This window comes from Paenibacillus puldeungensis, assembly GCF_042678945.1.
Lineage (GTDB): Bacteria > Bacillota > Bacilli > Paenibacillales > Paenibacillaceae > Fontibacillus > Fontibacillus puldeungensis.
In genome coordinates this window covers 234,803-251,055 of record NZ_JBHTLM010000001.1, presented here as the reverse complement: position 1 = coordinate 251,055, position 16,253 = coordinate 234,803, and the positions used below count along the sequence as shown (strand labels likewise).

Below are 16,253 nucleotides of genomic sequence, written 5' to 3'. Positions count from 1 at the left end.
TTCCCTCCTAATCCTTCATGCCCGAGGTGGCCATCGTTTCAATCATCCGGCTCTGCGAAAACAAAAACAGCGTAATCGGTACACTCATCAGAATGAGCGCAACCGCCGCCCCCGCCCCGGCCCGGGCAATCCCGCCCAGAATGATCTGGTTTGCGGCATAATGGAGCGTCTTGAGCTGTTCACTGTAAATAAACCCGTTGCCGTCCGTCCCCCAGAGCATCTGGAATAGCAAAATAATCAGCGTCAGCCAGGCTGGTTTGACGTTCGGCATGACGATCGACCAGAAAATCCGATACTCGCTCGCCCCGTCGATCTTGGCGGCTTCCAGCAAGGCATCCGGAATTTGCTCCATGAACTGCTTCATCAAATACAGGCCAAGCGAATAGGCGAATGCCGGAATGATGACCGCCCAGTACGTATCGATCATGCCAAGCCAGGACAGAATCATGTAGTTCGGCGTCTGCGTCACGACTGGCGTAAACATAAGCGACAGCACGACGATCGTGAACAGCAGCTTTTTCCCGGGAAACTTGTGTTTAGCTAGCGGGTAAGCCGCCGCCGAAGCCAGGATGACATGGCCGACGATGCCCCCTCCGGTAATAAATACCGTATTGAAAATGTAGCGGGAAAACGGCACCCACGACTGGCTCAGCAGGTTCATAAGCTCAATAAAGTTGTTCCATGTCGGGTTGCGGACGAACAGCGTCGGCGGAAACAGGAAGATTTCGTCAAGCGGCTTAAACGCATTATTGATCGCGTACACCAGCGGCAGGGCCATGAACGTGCCGAACACCGCCAGCAGCAAAAACAGGAACAAGGTGCCGGCAAATGAGCGGTTGACCCGCTTCTTGGTCATGCGCAGCCGTAGCCGCAGGCTCCATGAAAGTGTTCGCCCCCGCCCGGGAATGTTGGTCTCGACCTTCAAGTTCACTCACCCACCTTGTGCAAAAGTTTCTGGACGATCAGATTCATACCGACCATTAAAACGAACAGAACGGTCGCAATGGCAGAAGCAAAGCCCATCTCGAACCGGGTCGTCCCATAATCGATGAGGTGGGTCACAATCGTTTCGGCCGCATAATTGACGCTTGGAAAACCGGCCAGCGCAATCGACACATCGGCAACGGCAAACGACGTTGTCAGCTGAATAACCGCCCCGAACATGAGCTGAGGCCGCATGGACGGCAGCGTAATGTACCACAGCTCCTGCCAGCGATTGCGAATACCGTCCACAGCGCCGGCCTCGTAGAGTGTCGTGTCGACCGTTTGCAGCCCGGCGATAAAGGCCAGAAAGCCCGTGCCCAGGCTCAGCCACAGCTGGACGAGAATGATGATCGGCATAATGTAGCTTTCGGTCTTCAGCCAAAGGATGGGTTCCAGAATGACTCCAAGCTTAAGCAGGAGGCCGTTGGCTATCCCGTAACGGTCCCCAGAGAAAATGATCAACCAAATGAAATACACGTTCCCCGAAATGGAAGGTGCGTAAAACACCAAGGTCATGAACGCCCGAACCTTCGGGCTGAGCTCGTTGATAATCCATGCAAATATAAAGCAGGCGAGGTAGCTGACAGGGCCGGTGATCGCCGCAAACATCAGCGTATTTTTCATCGCGGTCAGAAAAATATCGTCTTCCAGGAACAGCCGGGTATAATTTTGCCAACCGACAAACCGGGGGAATTCCAGCATATTGAAATACGTAAAGCTGAGGATAATGGAGATGATGACAGGAAGCACCGTAAACAGCATGAACAAAACCATATATGGCGCCAGCAAAAAGTAAGAGTGCTTGCTGGCCTTCATTTCCCGCCACTTTAAAGTCCACCACGCATTATGCATCATGATCCCCCCTGTTCCCGCAGCCGTCCGAATTCTTCCTGCTTGTTGCGGATTTCATCATGGATGTACTGCACCGAGTCCATGATCGCTTCGCGCGGTTCAATCCCGCCGACGACCGCCCGGTAAAAAGCGTTGAACAGATGTCTTCCTGTGGAATAACCGCCAGGCACCTCGGGAATGCCTTCCACCCATTTAAACTGCTCCTCCAGACTTTCGAAATCACTCACCGGCCAGGGCAGGCGCTCCAATGCGTTGATATTCGCCGTCGGGTAACGGGCGGCTGCGCCCATCAAGCCTTCCATTTCGCGGCCATAGCTCGTTTGCGTCTCGTCGCTCGTCCACCACTTCATAAACTCCCATGCCGCTTCCTTGTCCTTCGCGTTCTGCAGCATCATCACGCCACTGCCTCCAGAAGGTACGGTGCGGTCGATACTGCCGTCCTCCTTAACCGTTCCGGGTACGGGTGCAAATCCCCACATTCCCCGAATTTCCGGTGCAAATACGGACAGTTGGTTGTATGTGGTGTAATCGGCGATGCCAATCGGCATCTGTCCGGTACGAAAGCGGTTGGCGAAATCATACTCGCGCTCCAGCTTGTAATCCGTGTAATACTCCGTCCATTGCTTGAACGCCTCAATGCCTGTTTTGGAATCGAGATCGGATTCCGTGTCATCCTTGCGGTAGAACTGGCCGCCGCGCTGCATCAGCAGGGTGGCATACATGGAGTTTGGCGGAAGCGTCGTCCACTGATTCGGGGCCTGAGCCACGACCGGCAGCCCGAAGCCCATATGATTTTTGTTCAAAACAGCGAGCAGATTAGCCACATCTTCCCAGGTATTCGGCACTTCAAGACCAAGCTCGGCCAGTACATCCTTCCGGTAAAACAGCATGTTGAACGTCTGTGTTTCCGGTAGGGCGTACACACCGCCGCGATATTTGTAGGGTACGATAGCACTCTCACGGAAACGCGCGGCTGCTTCGTCATAGCCGCTGAACTGCGTCAAATCCGCTGCTGCCCTTCGCATGGCGAAATTGACCGGCAGATCGTTACCGATCTGCATCGCCACATCCGGCCCTTGTCCGGCCAGCGTTGCGGGAAGGATCGTCCCCATGTTGACCAGCTTCAAGTTGACATTGATGCCGGTCTGCGGCGTAAAGGTTTCATCGATCATCGCTTTGATCGCATTGGCCTGGTCGCGTCCACTGCCGATCCATACCGTCACAGTCCGCTGATTTTTCTCGTCCGTTACGTTGCCAATCCGGTTATAGTCGATGAAGAACGAGGACACAAAGGTGGACATCTCGTGCACGACCTTGTCTCCACCGCTAAGTCCTCCGCTCGGCAGCTTCACTCCGGGAGATGCGATATAGATTTCATCGATCTCCAGCGGCTGCTCCCTGGCCTGCTGCAGCCAGGTGCCCAAGCCCCCGGTGTTCGTCTTGTAAGCTCCCAACCTTCGCGGAATCGTATCCGGCTCCTGCACCATCTCTTCCAGCTGGATCGCCATCGTTTTGAGCAGCGCCTCCTGGTCGCTGGATTGCCCCGACAGCTCCACGAGCCTGACACCTACTGCGCGAAGTCGCTCGCTCTCCGCCTGAAACACCTCCAACAGCTCGGGAATGCGCTGTTCCACGCGGTAATCCCGGAATTCATCCGGCTTGGTGCCGGTAATCATCAATATTTTTCGGTACATCGCATTTAAGTTCAACAAGCTGTCCTCCACCTGCCTTATGAGCGGAGCAAATTCACCGAGTGTCGCTTCCAGTCGCAACGTATGCTTGCCTTTTTCCAGCTTGAATAGGTAGGCTCCATCGCCGGTTGCATCAGCACCATCCACTGCACTCTTCCCCAGGACATCAACCCGGTAGCCGCTTTTGTAGCGAAACGGAACCCTGTTCATCTCTTCAAAAGGCATCTCACCATCAATCGTCAGCTTGCGGGTCGCATAAATGCCGCGCACGAAATTTTGCTGCGACCTGAGCGCGATGCTGTATAAGCCGGTTTCGGGTACCTCCGCCTCCCATTCAATCCACTGTCCCGGCAGCCGCCAGTTGTAGCCGCCAATCGTGTTAACTCGAACTTTTGATGCGCTATATGGGGTAACCCCAGGACTTGATCGCTCGCTAAGCGGATACAAGGTCGGCGACGACTTGGCGATGGCTTCTTCGCCTTGGACGACCACCAACTGCCCCTTCGTCTCTTTAATTTCTTCCGCTTCATACCGCTCCTTAGCCTGTTCGTACGATAGGGTCTCTGAATGCCGGAACAGCTTCAAGCGGTGAATCACCATCGGCTCGCGGGATGCAGCCAGGGTAAGCTTGTGCTCTCCCTCAGTCAAATAGAACCCAAAAGGCTCCGTGACGTATCCTCCCGAATCTTTTAGAATAGCCTCCCGCCATACCGGCCGCTCCACCTGCTTCGGCCTGAGGTCGTTCCCCTGATTATCCTGTTCGATCTTGGGCTTCTCGTTGTCCCAAATGCGGTCGAATTGTAAATACTCGGCCTCCTCAAAGGGTAGGCTACCGTCAATTTTCAAAGCTCGCTCTATGGAGGAGCTTTTACCTTCCACCGGATAATAAAGCACGGATAGATTATATAAGCCCGCCTCCGCCACGGTTACTGTCCATTCGACTTCCCCTTTTTCACCGGTAAAAACGGAGGTTCCCTCCATACCCTCATAATTTTGAAGTTGTCTTACCTCGGCGTCTTCAGTAGTGAGACTGTAATCTTTGGCTTGAATAACGATTTGCTTTTCGGTGCGGGTTAGAGCGGCTTTTCCGGTAAACCCGGCCAAATACTCCGCATAGGGAGGAGCGGTGGATTTCCCCTTCACCCCAGTCACCAGCTTAATAACCGGAAGCTCTTTTACAGCTTGACCCTTGCCCTTTGTGAGCCTGGAATCGCCTGAAATTCCGCCGTAAATCCACAGTCCTACCACCGCCAGAACTGCGAATGCCATAAACAGCAGCCAGCCCCGCTCCTTGATCAGCATCTGGATTTCTGACAATGTTCATCCCCCTCGCTACTCCGGCGTTAAATACAGGAAAAGGACGCGGCTGTTGCTTACGTCCCCGTCTCCGTGTCTATTGAAGCTTGCAGTAGTCTACATAAGTTGAACAAATGATTGTACGGATAGAGGCAACCGGGTGAAATGTTCTTACGATCGCTGTTGTTCCCGGATTTCTATGATTAAACTAAGCAGAGTAGAAATCCGGGAACAAAGGCGAACGCTTCGCTTCTTCAGAATCATTTCCCCTTCTTGCCTGTTTTCCGCTCTTTTCATTAGTTCAACTTATATGGCCGGTTACTTGCCCAGCTTATCGACCGCTGCTTGCGCCTGCTGCTTGTATTTTTCCGCCGTAGCGGTGACGGACTGATTTTTAACAATAATGTCTTCTACAAAAGCGCCTGTAGGATAACCGGCATAAGCTTCGTCAATCGTTATGACCCCCGTTCCTGCAATATGCTCACGAATCATGTCGATGTCTTCCTGGTTGGTGTAAATGCTTTCAAGATAATCCTGCCCCGGGTATTCCTCGGTTGGCGGGATATTAAAGGTTTCTTCATAAGCCTGATACACCGCGGCTGGATCCTTGACCCCTTTCGGGATGAATTTAGAGGCTTGAGCTGTGTTCGCGTAGGTTTGCTTCGGGGAGCCTTGCGGTCCATTTGGAATCGGTACGATGCCAACCTCGAAGGTCAAGTCCTTAAGCTGCCACTCCGCCGCCGTGAACATGGCCACATTTCCGTCTTTGAAGGTATTCGTTTCTTCCCAATTCGTTTTGTTGCCGGTTTTCACTCTGACCACCTTGTCAACGTTATACAGACGGTTCACAAATTCCGCAGCTTGAATCGTGCGTGGGTCGGACAGCATCTCTTTGCTATTCTCGTCATCGACGAGTTTCCCGCCGTTGGCTGCCGTAAAATGTTTGATCGCATCGATCGCCCAGCCGGAGTAACCCCAAACATCCGTTTTTCCGTCGTTATCCGTATCTTTGGTGGCTTGTTTAGCGATTTCCAGAAGCTTCTCCCAATTCCACTCGCCCTTGTTATAAAGCTCTTGCAGATCCGGCAATCCCAGCTTCTTGAACAAATCACGATTGTAGTGAAGCCCAAGACCGATCGTTCCCGGGTTGTCAAAGGCGTATTCTCCGCCGCCGATCGATGGGGATTTCGTTATCAAATCTCCCTTGTTGTTAATGTTGCTCTTTTCCGTAGTGAACTCGCTGATCGGAAGCAGTTGGCCTTTTATAATGGCAGGCAGCGCCGATTTATATTCCATCTGAACGATGTCGGCAAATGGCTCGCCAGCGAGTACGCTCGTCGTAAATTTATTCATGTATTCCTTAAATGGCACGTTCACGAATTCAAATTTGCAGTTATATTTCTTTTCTACCTCGGCGATCTTTTCAAGGCGCGCTTTCTCACCTGCCGTCGTCCCTGCCGGTTTCAAGTCCCACCAAGCGGCCACCTTGATCACCCGTCCTCCCAGATCCACCGGAGGAGCTTCTGTCTGTTCGGGTTCGGTTTTTTCCGGCGTCTTAGTGGTCGTGTTAGCCTCCGAAGGCGGTGATGGCTCCGTCACAGTTTTGGCCGAGTTGCTGCCTCCACTGCAAGCAGAAAATAGAAAAATGAAACAAAATAGCACTAAAGAAAGCCCTTTCAATTTCCTCATTACGAAACCTCCCTTTAATTTCTAAAGTATGCTATTAACTATAATTTGTTATTGAATATTTATTTTGGATTTATCACCACCATTTGTAATCTTTCGTTTGCAAAATAATATACTGTCATGCATTGTATTCGTCAACAAATAATTATGCTAACAAATATATTTTCATGCTAACATATCCGTATTTATGAAAAAGAGCCCCCGCGATGAACGTTTCATCGCTGGGACTCCAAATGTCCGCTGAATATAGTGACTATGTTCTTTATACCACTAACCGCAGGCTCTTCTGTTTGTTAGTTTTTGTTAGGGAACAAAGACTATGACTCAAAGCATATTATATATTCTATGCAAAAATACTGCCGCCTCCGCTCTGGTGGTCAAGCCCTGAGGATTTAACTTGTCTTTATCCCCGTTAATTAGACCTTCTTTTACAAGCGAAGCCACACTGTCTACCGCATAGCCGGCCACAAGCGACTTGTCGGCAAAATGCTCCAGGTTCGAGGTAGCTAGGTTCTTCTGTCCAAGCTTGTCCAGCTTCATTAAGGCCTTTGCGGTGAGCACCATCATGTCCTGTCTTGAAATACTCTCATCCGGGTTAAATTGATTGCTCCCATCGCCGGTGGCGATGCCAAGCTTTTTGGCTATAGCGATTTCCCTGTAGTAATAAGCATTATTGCCTATATCCTCAAAATTCGAGTCTATTTTGGCGTCTATACCCAAAGCTTTGATTAGAGAGAATAGAAAATCTGCACGGGTGATATGGCTCTTGGGAGCATATTCTGTATCCGATACTCCTCTTAATATACCCTTGGATGCAAGTACCTCAATATCATCTTTCGCCCATGCCACGCTTAATAGATCGTCAAAGGTCTTGTTTTGATAACCTACAGCATAAAGGCCGAGATGTGTCGTTGAAAACGTCAGCTTGCCGGTTTTTGCATCATATCTTCCACTCGGAATGGTATTCCAATGACCGTCTCCGTCAATGTATCCGGCAACGATGTGGTCAGGATCGGCGAGTTCTTTGGCTGTCGGGGTATAAGGGATCGATATTGTTACCTGTGCATCCGGGTTATTCCACTCCATCGTTTTTTGACCCGCTGTAAGCTTCAGCTTGATGGCCGGCCGTGAGCCGACAGCATTCTGCACATCCTGCGGAAGCTTCGACATATCTGCTTTCTCCATGCTGATTCCGACATTTTCTGCGCTATCCAGCTTCGTATCCTTTAACATGTTCCCGGGTAAGGTTATGCCGCCAAGGTCACTTGTAAACTCTATCCTTCTGTTTAGGTTCTCTCCAGCAAGTGCTGCTGCTGGCACCTCCAACGCATAGGTATTTGCTCCCTGCACTTTCGGCATCTGAACCTGTATTTTCTTCAAACCATGGCTGTCTGCTTCAGCCTTGTCAAAGACTTTATTTAATGCATCTGCTTCAAGGATTGCCGTGGCAACGCCTTTTCGGGTATCGATCTTCGCATTCAAGGCTTGCTTAGACTCCCCCGCCCCCAGGGTTACGGTAGATGGCACTGCTGGTGTTACAGCCGTACCGCTGCTGGCAGGAGTGTTAGTCGAGCCACCGGCAGAATTATTGTCAGAGGAATTTCCTCCTGGATTACCGCCAGGACTCACGGATGGTAGGGTAGTAACCAGTGCCGATGGCCCATTCGTCGTCCAACCACCGGCGGTATTTACAGCCTGCACCTGAAAAGTATAGGCTGTAGCACTTGAAAGTCCGGTTACTTTATAACTGTTGACATTACCAGGTACCACGGCCACCTCTACTCCATTCCGAAACAGCTTATAGCCAGTGACGCCTGTTGGATCCAACGCTTCCGTCCAATGAAGAGTAACCTCCGCTGAACTGATGCTTGCAGCGGTCATACTGCTGCCTATAGGCCATATGGGAGAGATGACCTCGACAGTTACCGGAAAGGTAATTATCGGTTTACCCGGGCCACCAAAAAATACATTGATGTTCGTCATCCCTTCCGACAAGCCAGTGACTTTTATGAGACCTGCTGTCCCCTCGGTACTATTTAAGGTCGTCGGAGTAATGGATACGATTTTTCCTTGATCTATACTAGATATTTGGGCTGAGGTAGCCCCACTGCTGCCCTGACCAAGAAATATAGTAAAACTTGCTTCCTTTCCTTTAACTAGTTTCAAACCATAGGGATACAGTGTTGGGGAATCGGGATTTGCGGGCGTGAAAAATGTCCAGCTTATTTCCGGTGTGCCATTACCATCCGCATCCTTAAAAACACCGTAAGGTACATTTACGTGATACTGCTTACCATAATCAAGGACAAGTTCATTTCCGCTGCTGTCCTTAAAATCGCGGAAATTGATAAACGGATTATCACTGACTTGTTGCGAGGAGCTTAGTACGTCAGCTGAATACACAGCTCCGCTAACAGTAACGTTAATTTTCCCTCCTGCGACAGGCGTCACACTTTCAGAAAATTTCAAATCGATCGAGGGATGTTTCGTGTAGATTCCGGGGCCTTGAGGCCCAAAAACCTCAATGAAAGGTGCTGCTGCATTGGCTTGATTAATGGTTATGGGAAGTTTCATGATGGCAATCATCCCAGTGCCGTCCTCCACTGTAAAGTCGACATTGAAGATTCCTGGTGTCGTCGGCGTGCCATATACTTCGCCCGTCACCGGGTTTACACCAAGACCCTCAGGAAGCCCGGTGGCGCTCCAATTGTACGGTGGAACTCCGCCGGAAGCGTTCATTGCACCGCCGTTATAGCTCGTCCCTCTGGTACCCTCAGGTAAGATGCTAGGCTGAGTAATAAGCGGGGGCACAGTGGATGGGGCAGTGTCTTGAAACACGGTTACATTTTGGCTTTCGTAATTAGCAACATATACTTTTTTCGTAATAGGGTTCACCCCTATGGCTGACGGTGTTTTTCCTCCTGCGTTGATGTTTGTGGCTGTGTTGCTAATCCCGTCAATCACCGCTATTTCACCCGTTGCCAGATTGGTCCCATAGACCCGGTTAGTCATCGGGTTTACGGTCAGGCTTGGAGGAACACTTCCCGGAAGATTTGTATGTCCCATTGAAATGTCTGAGTGACTTCCATCCTGATTGATAACTGTGAAGTCATTATCGTAAAAGTGGGAGACGTAAATTTTGTTTGTTGTGGGATTGGATTTCAATCCGTAAGGCGATACACCTATATCAATGGTCTGAGTCAAGTTACTATTACCGTCAATCACCGTTACGTTTGTTTCACCTAAATCAGCCACATAAATTTTATTCGTAGCTGAATTCACAGCTACACCAAGTGGAAATGATCCTACCTTTACGGTAGATGTAGTGTTATTTATTCCATTGATCACGGTTACGTTATCGCTGCCGGAATTCACTGCATAAATGGTATCTGTCAACGGGTTTACGGCCAATGCAAAAGGCTGAATTCCTGCGCTAACGGTTTCCGTCGAATGGTTAGTGCCGCTAATAACCGTTATGTTGTTGCTAATCGAATTGGCTACATAGATTTTGTCTGTAATGGAATTTATCGCTACCGCAACGGGATTCTCTCCAACCTGCACCGTTTCCGTCTTGTTATCCGTCCCGTCAATTACAGTTACATTATTGCTGCCTTGATTCACCACACAGATTTTATTTGTTCTTACGTTGATGGCAATATCAACCGGACTAGCCCCAACGTCAACCATTGTCGTTGTGTTATCCGCTCCATCGAGCACCGCCACTTTACCCTGGTCACCTTGAATAACCACGTAGATTTTGTTGGTGACAGGATTCACCGCTACCGCACGGGGGTGTCCTCCGACAGGAATATTCGTTGTCGCTGGTTCAGCCTTTGCCTGGTGTATCCCGAAAGGCAGAGACATGATCGCAAGGATAACCGCCAATGACAGCGACAGGAAACGCAGCTTACCTCTAGACCTTGATCTACTCAATTTCTGACTCCTCCTCATTTTTTGTTCGTGTCATTATTCGTTACGAATTTCACAACTATTCTCATAGACTTCCATAAAAAAACTAAAATTTCTTACAACGCAATTGGCCCCCTTTTGCCGCACTTTTCGTTCAAACGTGCAATTTGACTTCATCTGCTCGACATTCTGTTTGAAGCGTTCCCTATCCATCCATCAAATCCTATTATAAATAGGGACTCTGACAGGATTCTGACAGATCTTGTTTTTATGGAAGGATCATAGCGTAAGGGTGTGGCTGTTGCGGCGTGAATTACACCACTAAATGCATATTGTGCATCCTATAATGACAAGGTTTAAATGTACAAAATGCAATTACTACGTGCGAGGTGGCCGGAAGAAGGCGTTAAAAAGAGTCCCGGCAATGATGCTTTCATCGCCGGGACTCAAAAATTGTGCTATCTTGGTTAGCCACACCCCGCAAATTCGGGCTACAACAGGCCCACCGTCAGTGAGTCAGCAAAGCTCTGATTTTCTCAGAGGGTGCCGTATCATATTCCTTGCTTAAAATATTCTCCAGCCATTCATAATGTTGAAGAGCCGCCTGCATATCCCCGGATTCGAGATACAGCTTGATCATTCGGCAATTGGCCTCTTCATCGTAAGGAGCGAGCTTCACCACCATTTTCAAAACCTTTATAGCCTTGTCGATGATTCCTTCTTCATCATAAAAGTTTGATATGTCATGCAGTGCGGTAACGATGCTTTCTTGAAGCTGTCTATCTTTTTCCACAGCCCATAAATATCCTTCTTCCGCCAAAAAGCCCTTTCCATACAAAACGGATGCTTCTTCCACAGCAGCATAGGTAGATGCTTCACTAGCCTTAAACCGATGGAGTGCCTCTTCAACCTGGAAAAGGTCGCATTCCCCTCCGTCCACAAACAATCCGTACCGGCTGCTGCTATAATCCAAATGCAGTATATTTTTAATGGAAGCAAACAAATTTCTGATTTTACAGACAGAAGTCTGCAAAATTTGCAGCGCCTTTTCCGGTTCGTATCCGGGCCAAAGCTCCTCAATGATTTTTTCCTTATGAATATAACTGCCGTGGTGCATCAGAAGGTAAGCAAACAGCTCCTCAGCCTTGGCTCTTTCCCATTTCACGAGGTTATCTCCGATGGCCACGTTCAGGGCGCTGAAGCACTTCATATTCAAGGTATGTATCGTATTTCTCGTACTAACGCCGAGTTCATTTTTAATCTTTTCCACCATTCGGTTAAAGCGTTCCCTCTTAATTGGCTTTAAAATGTAGTCGATCGCATTCAAATCAAAGGCTTGAACAGCGTACTGATTATAGCTGGTTATGAATACAATGATCATCGAAGAGTGAAGCTCCAGCAGTTTTTCGGCAAGGGTAATTCCATCCATCTCCGGAAGCTCAATATCGATAAACGCTACAGCTGGCGAAAGCTTCGCGGCCTCCTCCAGCGCTTTCAAAGGGTTCTGATACTTGCCGGCAACTTCAAACAAGCTCGTCTGTTCAATGTATTCGCTCGTCTCCTCAAGGTTATACCATTCATCATCAACTACGATAGCTCGAACCATATCCCTCACCCCCCGTTCATCGAAGATCATATTTTATTATAAAGTTGGTTTCTGACAGGATTCTGACAGCCCCTCATTCGAATACTGACTCTCCAAAGGGATGGTAAAAGCCACTGTGGTTCCCTGCCCTTTCACGCTGAATATTTTTAAACCATTCCCGTAGTATTTTGCAAGTCTTCTATGGATATTTGAGATGCCTATTCCGTGATTTGTCCTTACCTCTCCCCATATTTCGGCCAACTTCTCATCCGACATGCCCACCCCATCATCCCTGATTTCAAAAGAGAGCGATGTCTCTTCGAGGACGATGGATAGCCACACATTTCCTCCTTCTGCTTTCTTCAGGATGCCATGCCGAATGGCATTTTCGATTAGCGGCTGTAGAATAAGTCTGGGTATGGGGATATTCGGAATCTTTTCACAGGAAACATGATAGTTCAATCTCTCGCCGAATCTGGCTTTTTCAATCGTCACATAGGTGTTTATCGTTTCAAGCTCCTGTTCAAGTTGGACAAATGGGGATGAGCTGTCAAAATAATAGCAGTTGGCCAGATACTCTCCCAAATTGCCGATAAGCTCTCGCGCCCCGCGGGGGTCTCTCGTAATCATTGATCCTATTACACTGAGGATATTGTTAATAAAATGAGGTTTTATCTGCGCCTGTAAAAAGGAGACCTCATTCGTCTCTGCTTTTTGGATGGCATCCGTAGCAACGGATTCCAAGATTCTCTGGTTTTCCACATAAACCGATATATCACTCAGGGTTACGATTTTTCCCGCCTCAACCCCGTCCTCCATCACAATGGGAGTGACCTGAACAGAATAGTGCCGCTCGCAGCCTTGCTGCTCGACCTGATATTGGAAGCCCGCGTCACCCTCGCTCAACCTATGCAGCTCCGGGTGCTTCCGCACAAAATCGTTAAGTACGTAGTTGGAATTAAGACCTTTCATCTCCGGATACAAACGGGTCATTGCATCATTGATATCCACGATATTCCCCGCCATATCAACAATCATAACCCCCTCCTTGGACTGACGAAAAACAATCTCCGTAGCTAGGGGAATGACATTGAACATATTAAACTTAAAAATGCCAAGTAGATATAAAATCCCTGAAATGACGGAAACTACAGGGAAGTAATCTATGCCGAGGTAGTTCTCGTTAGCTGCGCCCAAGTATACGGCGATCCATGGGAATACGGATGCGATCATCATAATGACGTATCCATACTTGTGAATGTTTGAGGATTTGATGAGACCTCTAATATAGAAAGCCGTGGTTGCTATTCCAATCAACGTGCCGGAAGCAATCATCAAGGCAAATAAAGGCCCCTTCGCAGAAACAATCACATGGAAAAACCCATTACTCTGATAGCTGTACGATCCGATGTAGGCATGGTGCAAATGATTTGTGAAAAAGATGAGGAGATACAGGATGGGATGGTATAGTCCGAAGTATTTTGCTATATTTAAACTTTTCCTGGACACCTTACAGTACTCCAGACTCATAATCATCCATAAATAATGCTGAATGGGAATGGGTATATGCTCCAGATAAAACCAGAACTTTGCAGATTCCAAATCACCCGAGCATACCTCGCCCATGTAGGCGCCGCTATACATGATGGCTGCAATCATCAACAGGATAAAAGGTTTCGCTCCCGGCATATTTCGCCTCTTGGATGCGTATGAAATCAAATAAACCGCGCATATCACGGTCGCTGAAAGCAACGCTGTAAGTACGATAAGTGTTACATTCATCAGCTTTTCGCCTCGTATTAATAATTTGTATTGACCCTTACTATATCGGCAGCCCGGAATAGGGTTTGAATGCTGGACTTTTCTCATATTCTGCGAAAGAAAGTTTTCATATACTTCGTATTAACAAGCCAAGTCATAGGCAGAAACAAATAGGGAGGAGTTTACTAGTGAATGATAAAGTGAAAGGCATCCTGATCGGAGCCATGATCGGCACGATGCTTACAGGAGCCACCGCCTTTGCGGCAACGGGAGTGAACATTAACGTGGTGGCCAAGAAGCTCGCCATCTATATGGACGGAGCGAAGAAAACCTCGGCGGATGCGTTTATTTACAAAGGCACGACGTATGTACCGATAAAAAGTACCGGCACCGCCATCGGAAAGCAAGTCGGATTATACGGAGACAATCTATACATAGGAAAGCAGCCATCCCCGAAAGTGACTGCTGCTCAAGCTATGAAGTTGGTAGATGATAAGTATGGTCCCTTCGCCCCCGTATACACCGTAGAGGTGGATCATGAGACACAAACTACATACACGGTTCATGTTTATGAGGCCGTCATCGATGATCCGGCGACGGGGGTAGGGCATACCGCAACCTTTAACTGGTATGACGTCGATAAATTTACCGGTAAAATTACGCCGATGTTTTAGTATTGGAAAAGGTCGCCCCTTGAGAAAGGAGCGACCTTTTCTGCTGCATACGAAATCATAAATGGCTTACTTTTTAATCGTGCAGTCGGAAACTTTGCTGTCTAATGCAATGGCAACTATGGCACCCGCAGATTTTTTTGCTCCGCCGGCTTTTGCTGAAATGTTTAGATGCGTTAACGTTACATTGTGAATAGTAGCTCCTTCAACCCATCCGAACAATCCGGCATATTTCACTTTACCACTTTTAATATGTAATTTATCGATGACATGCCCATCTCCTTCAAATTTGCCGGTGAAAGGATGCTCTTCGCTGCCGATCGGAACCCACTCTTTTGTTAGCTTAATATCATGGTTAAGCATGTAATTGGCGGAAAGAGGATAATTGCCTTTACCGATGGCCCGCAAATCGTTTTCATCGTTCACCAGATAATACTTCACTTTACCGATCGTACTTGTTTTCATCGTAACCGATTGTTTTTGGGGTTTCGCATCTACCGAAGAAGCGAAATCTCCAAAGCCTATAGTGACAGTAAGCACCATGGCCAATAAGCCTGCCCACTTTACTAAGTTTCTGTACTTCACGATCAAAACCTCCGTCACTTATTAGGAAAAAGCTTATCGAACTCTACGGCCTTCTCGTCATCCACATTGAACAGCGGAGACCCATAAAATTTCCCCGTCACGCCGTTCAAATCGCCCTCGATCAATTCCATGGCCATAAAGGCAGGGGAATTATCTCCCCAGCTGGTAGTAATCCCAAACTCTTCAGCTTCTTTAAAGCCAAATCTCGGATAATACGTCGGGTGTCCAAAAATAAGAACCGAGCCGTATCCTAGCTTAGCCGCCATTTTTAGAGAATGACGCATTAAGGCGCTACCCACGCCCTGGTTCTGATACTCAGGCAAAACACTAAGCGGGCCAAAACTAAGTACGTCATGACGCGTGCCATCCGGCCGCTCGACATAAGCCATGCTATACATGACGTTACCTACCAAACGTCCGTCTATCTCTGCCACAAAATCAAGCTCTGGTACAAATTCCTTCGATGTTCTTAGCGTATGTACGAGATAGTGCTCATTGCACCCAATCCCTTTTTCGGCCGCTTTCTCTTTTTTCCAGAATGCTTCCCGAGTGAGATGCTCCACCTCTCGCCAATCTTTTTCTTCTTCAAGTCTCAATTTGATATCCATTTAAGAACCCTCCCGTGCTGTTTTTTTAGTGTCGGGCCATCCCATATTTTACCTCCACAATCTCATACTTAGCAATGAGGAGTATAATAGGAAACGAAAGGAGGAATATTTATGAATCAGGTAATTGATAAAATAGAATCAAGTTTAAAAGACAATGGTTTGTTGTTTAATAAGAAGCCTATCGTAATTGGCGGCATGGCTATGGAGTATTACGGAATGCGAAAATCAGGTGCAGATATTGATCTGATAATATCCAGCGAAGATTACCTTGCTCTTGCTGAAAAGTATCCAGATCAGCGAAAAGATATTTATGGCGATTTGGGTATGGTCATTGGCGAATTTGAAATCTGGAGAAGCATTGCTCTGCTAGACTATAATTTTTTCCTCAAGGATGCCATAGATGAAGGGAACTTACTAATGGTATCGTTAGACCGACTATTATTGATGCGTGTATGTGCCATGGAAGTCGAGAAATATAAGAAAGACTTAATTACGATGAAAGAATATTACTACGAGCACTTTCGCAATCAAGATTTTTTACATGAAGCTGAAAAGCATAGTGCGTCCTATGATAAATCGGGAGGTACGATATTTGGTGGAAAATACATAGATTAGGGCAAAAGAA

At 47.9% G+C, this 16,253-nt stretch carries 11 protein-coding genes; 2 read left to right on the top strand and 9 right to left on the bottom strand.

Translation table 11 applies throughout. The features are described from left to right. Positions 1-7: 7 nt before the first annotated feature. The 7 genes from ACFQ3W_RS01100 to ACFQ3W_RS01070 form a co-directional block, all read right to left on the bottom strand. Complete coding sequence (locus ACFQ3W_RS01100; protein WP_379316359.1) at positions 8-856, bottom strand: carbohydrate ABC transporter permease; 849 nt, start codon at positions 854-856, stop codon at positions 8-10. A 71-nt stretch (positions 857-927) separates the two neighbouring features. After that, entirely contained in the window at positions 928-1,839 is a 912-nt protein-coding gene (locus tag ACFQ3W_RS01095) for a carbohydrate ABC transporter permease (RefSeq protein ID WP_379315738.1), read from the bottom strand. After that, positions 1,836-4,829 carry an extracellular solute-binding protein gene (locus tag ACFQ3W_RS01090; RefSeq protein ID WP_379316357.1) on the bottom strand — a complete coding sequence of 998 codons (2,994 nt, stop codon included), beginning with the start codon at positions 4,827-4,829 and terminating at the stop codon, positions 1,836-1,838. Before ACFQ3W_RS01090 ends, ACFQ3W_RS01095 begins: the two co-directional genes overlap by 4 nt. 312 nt (positions 4,830-5,141) lie before the next feature. Next, complete coding sequence (locus ACFQ3W_RS01085) at positions 5,142-6,512, bottom strand: ABC transporter substrate-binding protein (protein WP_379315736.1); 1,371 nt, start codon at positions 6,510-6,512, stop codon at positions 5,142-5,144. A 321-nt stretch (positions 6,513-6,833) separates the two neighbouring features. Continuing rightward, positions 6,834-10,442 carry an S-layer homology domain-containing protein gene (locus ACFQ3W_RS01080; RefSeq protein ID WP_379315734.1) on the bottom strand — a complete coding sequence of 1,203 codons (3,609 nt, stop codon included), beginning with the start codon at positions 10,440-10,442 and terminating at the stop codon, positions 6,834-6,836. Positions 10,443-10,926: 484 nt separating this feature from the next. Next, positions 10,927-12,024, bottom strand: coding sequence for a response regulator (locus tag ACFQ3W_RS01075; protein ID WP_379315732.1), 1,098 nt, complete (start codon positions 12,022-12,024; stop codon positions 10,927-10,929). A 36-nt stretch (positions 12,025-12,060) separates the two neighbouring features. After that, complete coding sequence (locus ACFQ3W_RS01070; protein WP_379315730.1) at positions 12,061-13,785, bottom strand: histidine kinase N-terminal 7TM domain-containing protein; 1,725 nt, start codon at positions 13,783-13,785, stop codon at positions 12,061-12,063. Between the two features lie 167 nt (positions 13,786-13,952). On the opposite strand from ACFQ3W_RS01070, the gene ACFQ3W_RS01065 reads away from it, so the two are divergent. After that, positions 13,953-14,438, top strand: a complete 486-nt coding sequence (locus ACFQ3W_RS01065) for a hypothetical protein (RefSeq protein ID WP_379315728.1) — start codon at positions 13,953-13,955, stop codon at positions 14,436-14,438. 66 nt (positions 14,439-14,504) lie between these two features. Here ACFQ3W_RS01065 and ACFQ3W_RS01060 read toward each other — a convergent pair whose 3' ends face one another. Together ACFQ3W_RS01060 and ACFQ3W_RS01055 are read right to left on the bottom strand one after the other, a co-directional pair. Further along, a complete protein-coding gene (locus ACFQ3W_RS01060; protein ID WP_379315726.1) occupies positions 14,505-15,020 on the bottom strand; it encodes a hypothetical protein in 516 nt (171 codons plus the stop codon). A 14-nt stretch (positions 15,021-15,034) separates the two neighbouring features. Next, positions 15,035-15,628, bottom strand: a complete 594-nt coding sequence (locus ACFQ3W_RS01055) for a GNAT family N-acetyltransferase (protein ID WP_379315724.1) — start codon at positions 15,626-15,628, stop codon at positions 15,035-15,037. A gap of 111 nt (positions 15,629-15,739) precedes the next feature. Between ACFQ3W_RS01055 and ACFQ3W_RS01050 the strand changes: the two genes are divergently transcribed. Then, positions 15,740-16,243, top strand: a complete 504-nt coding sequence (locus ACFQ3W_RS01050; RefSeq protein ID WP_379315723.1) for a hypothetical protein — start codon at positions 15,740-15,742, stop codon at positions 16,241-16,243. Positions 16,244-16,253 lie beyond the last annotated feature (10 nt).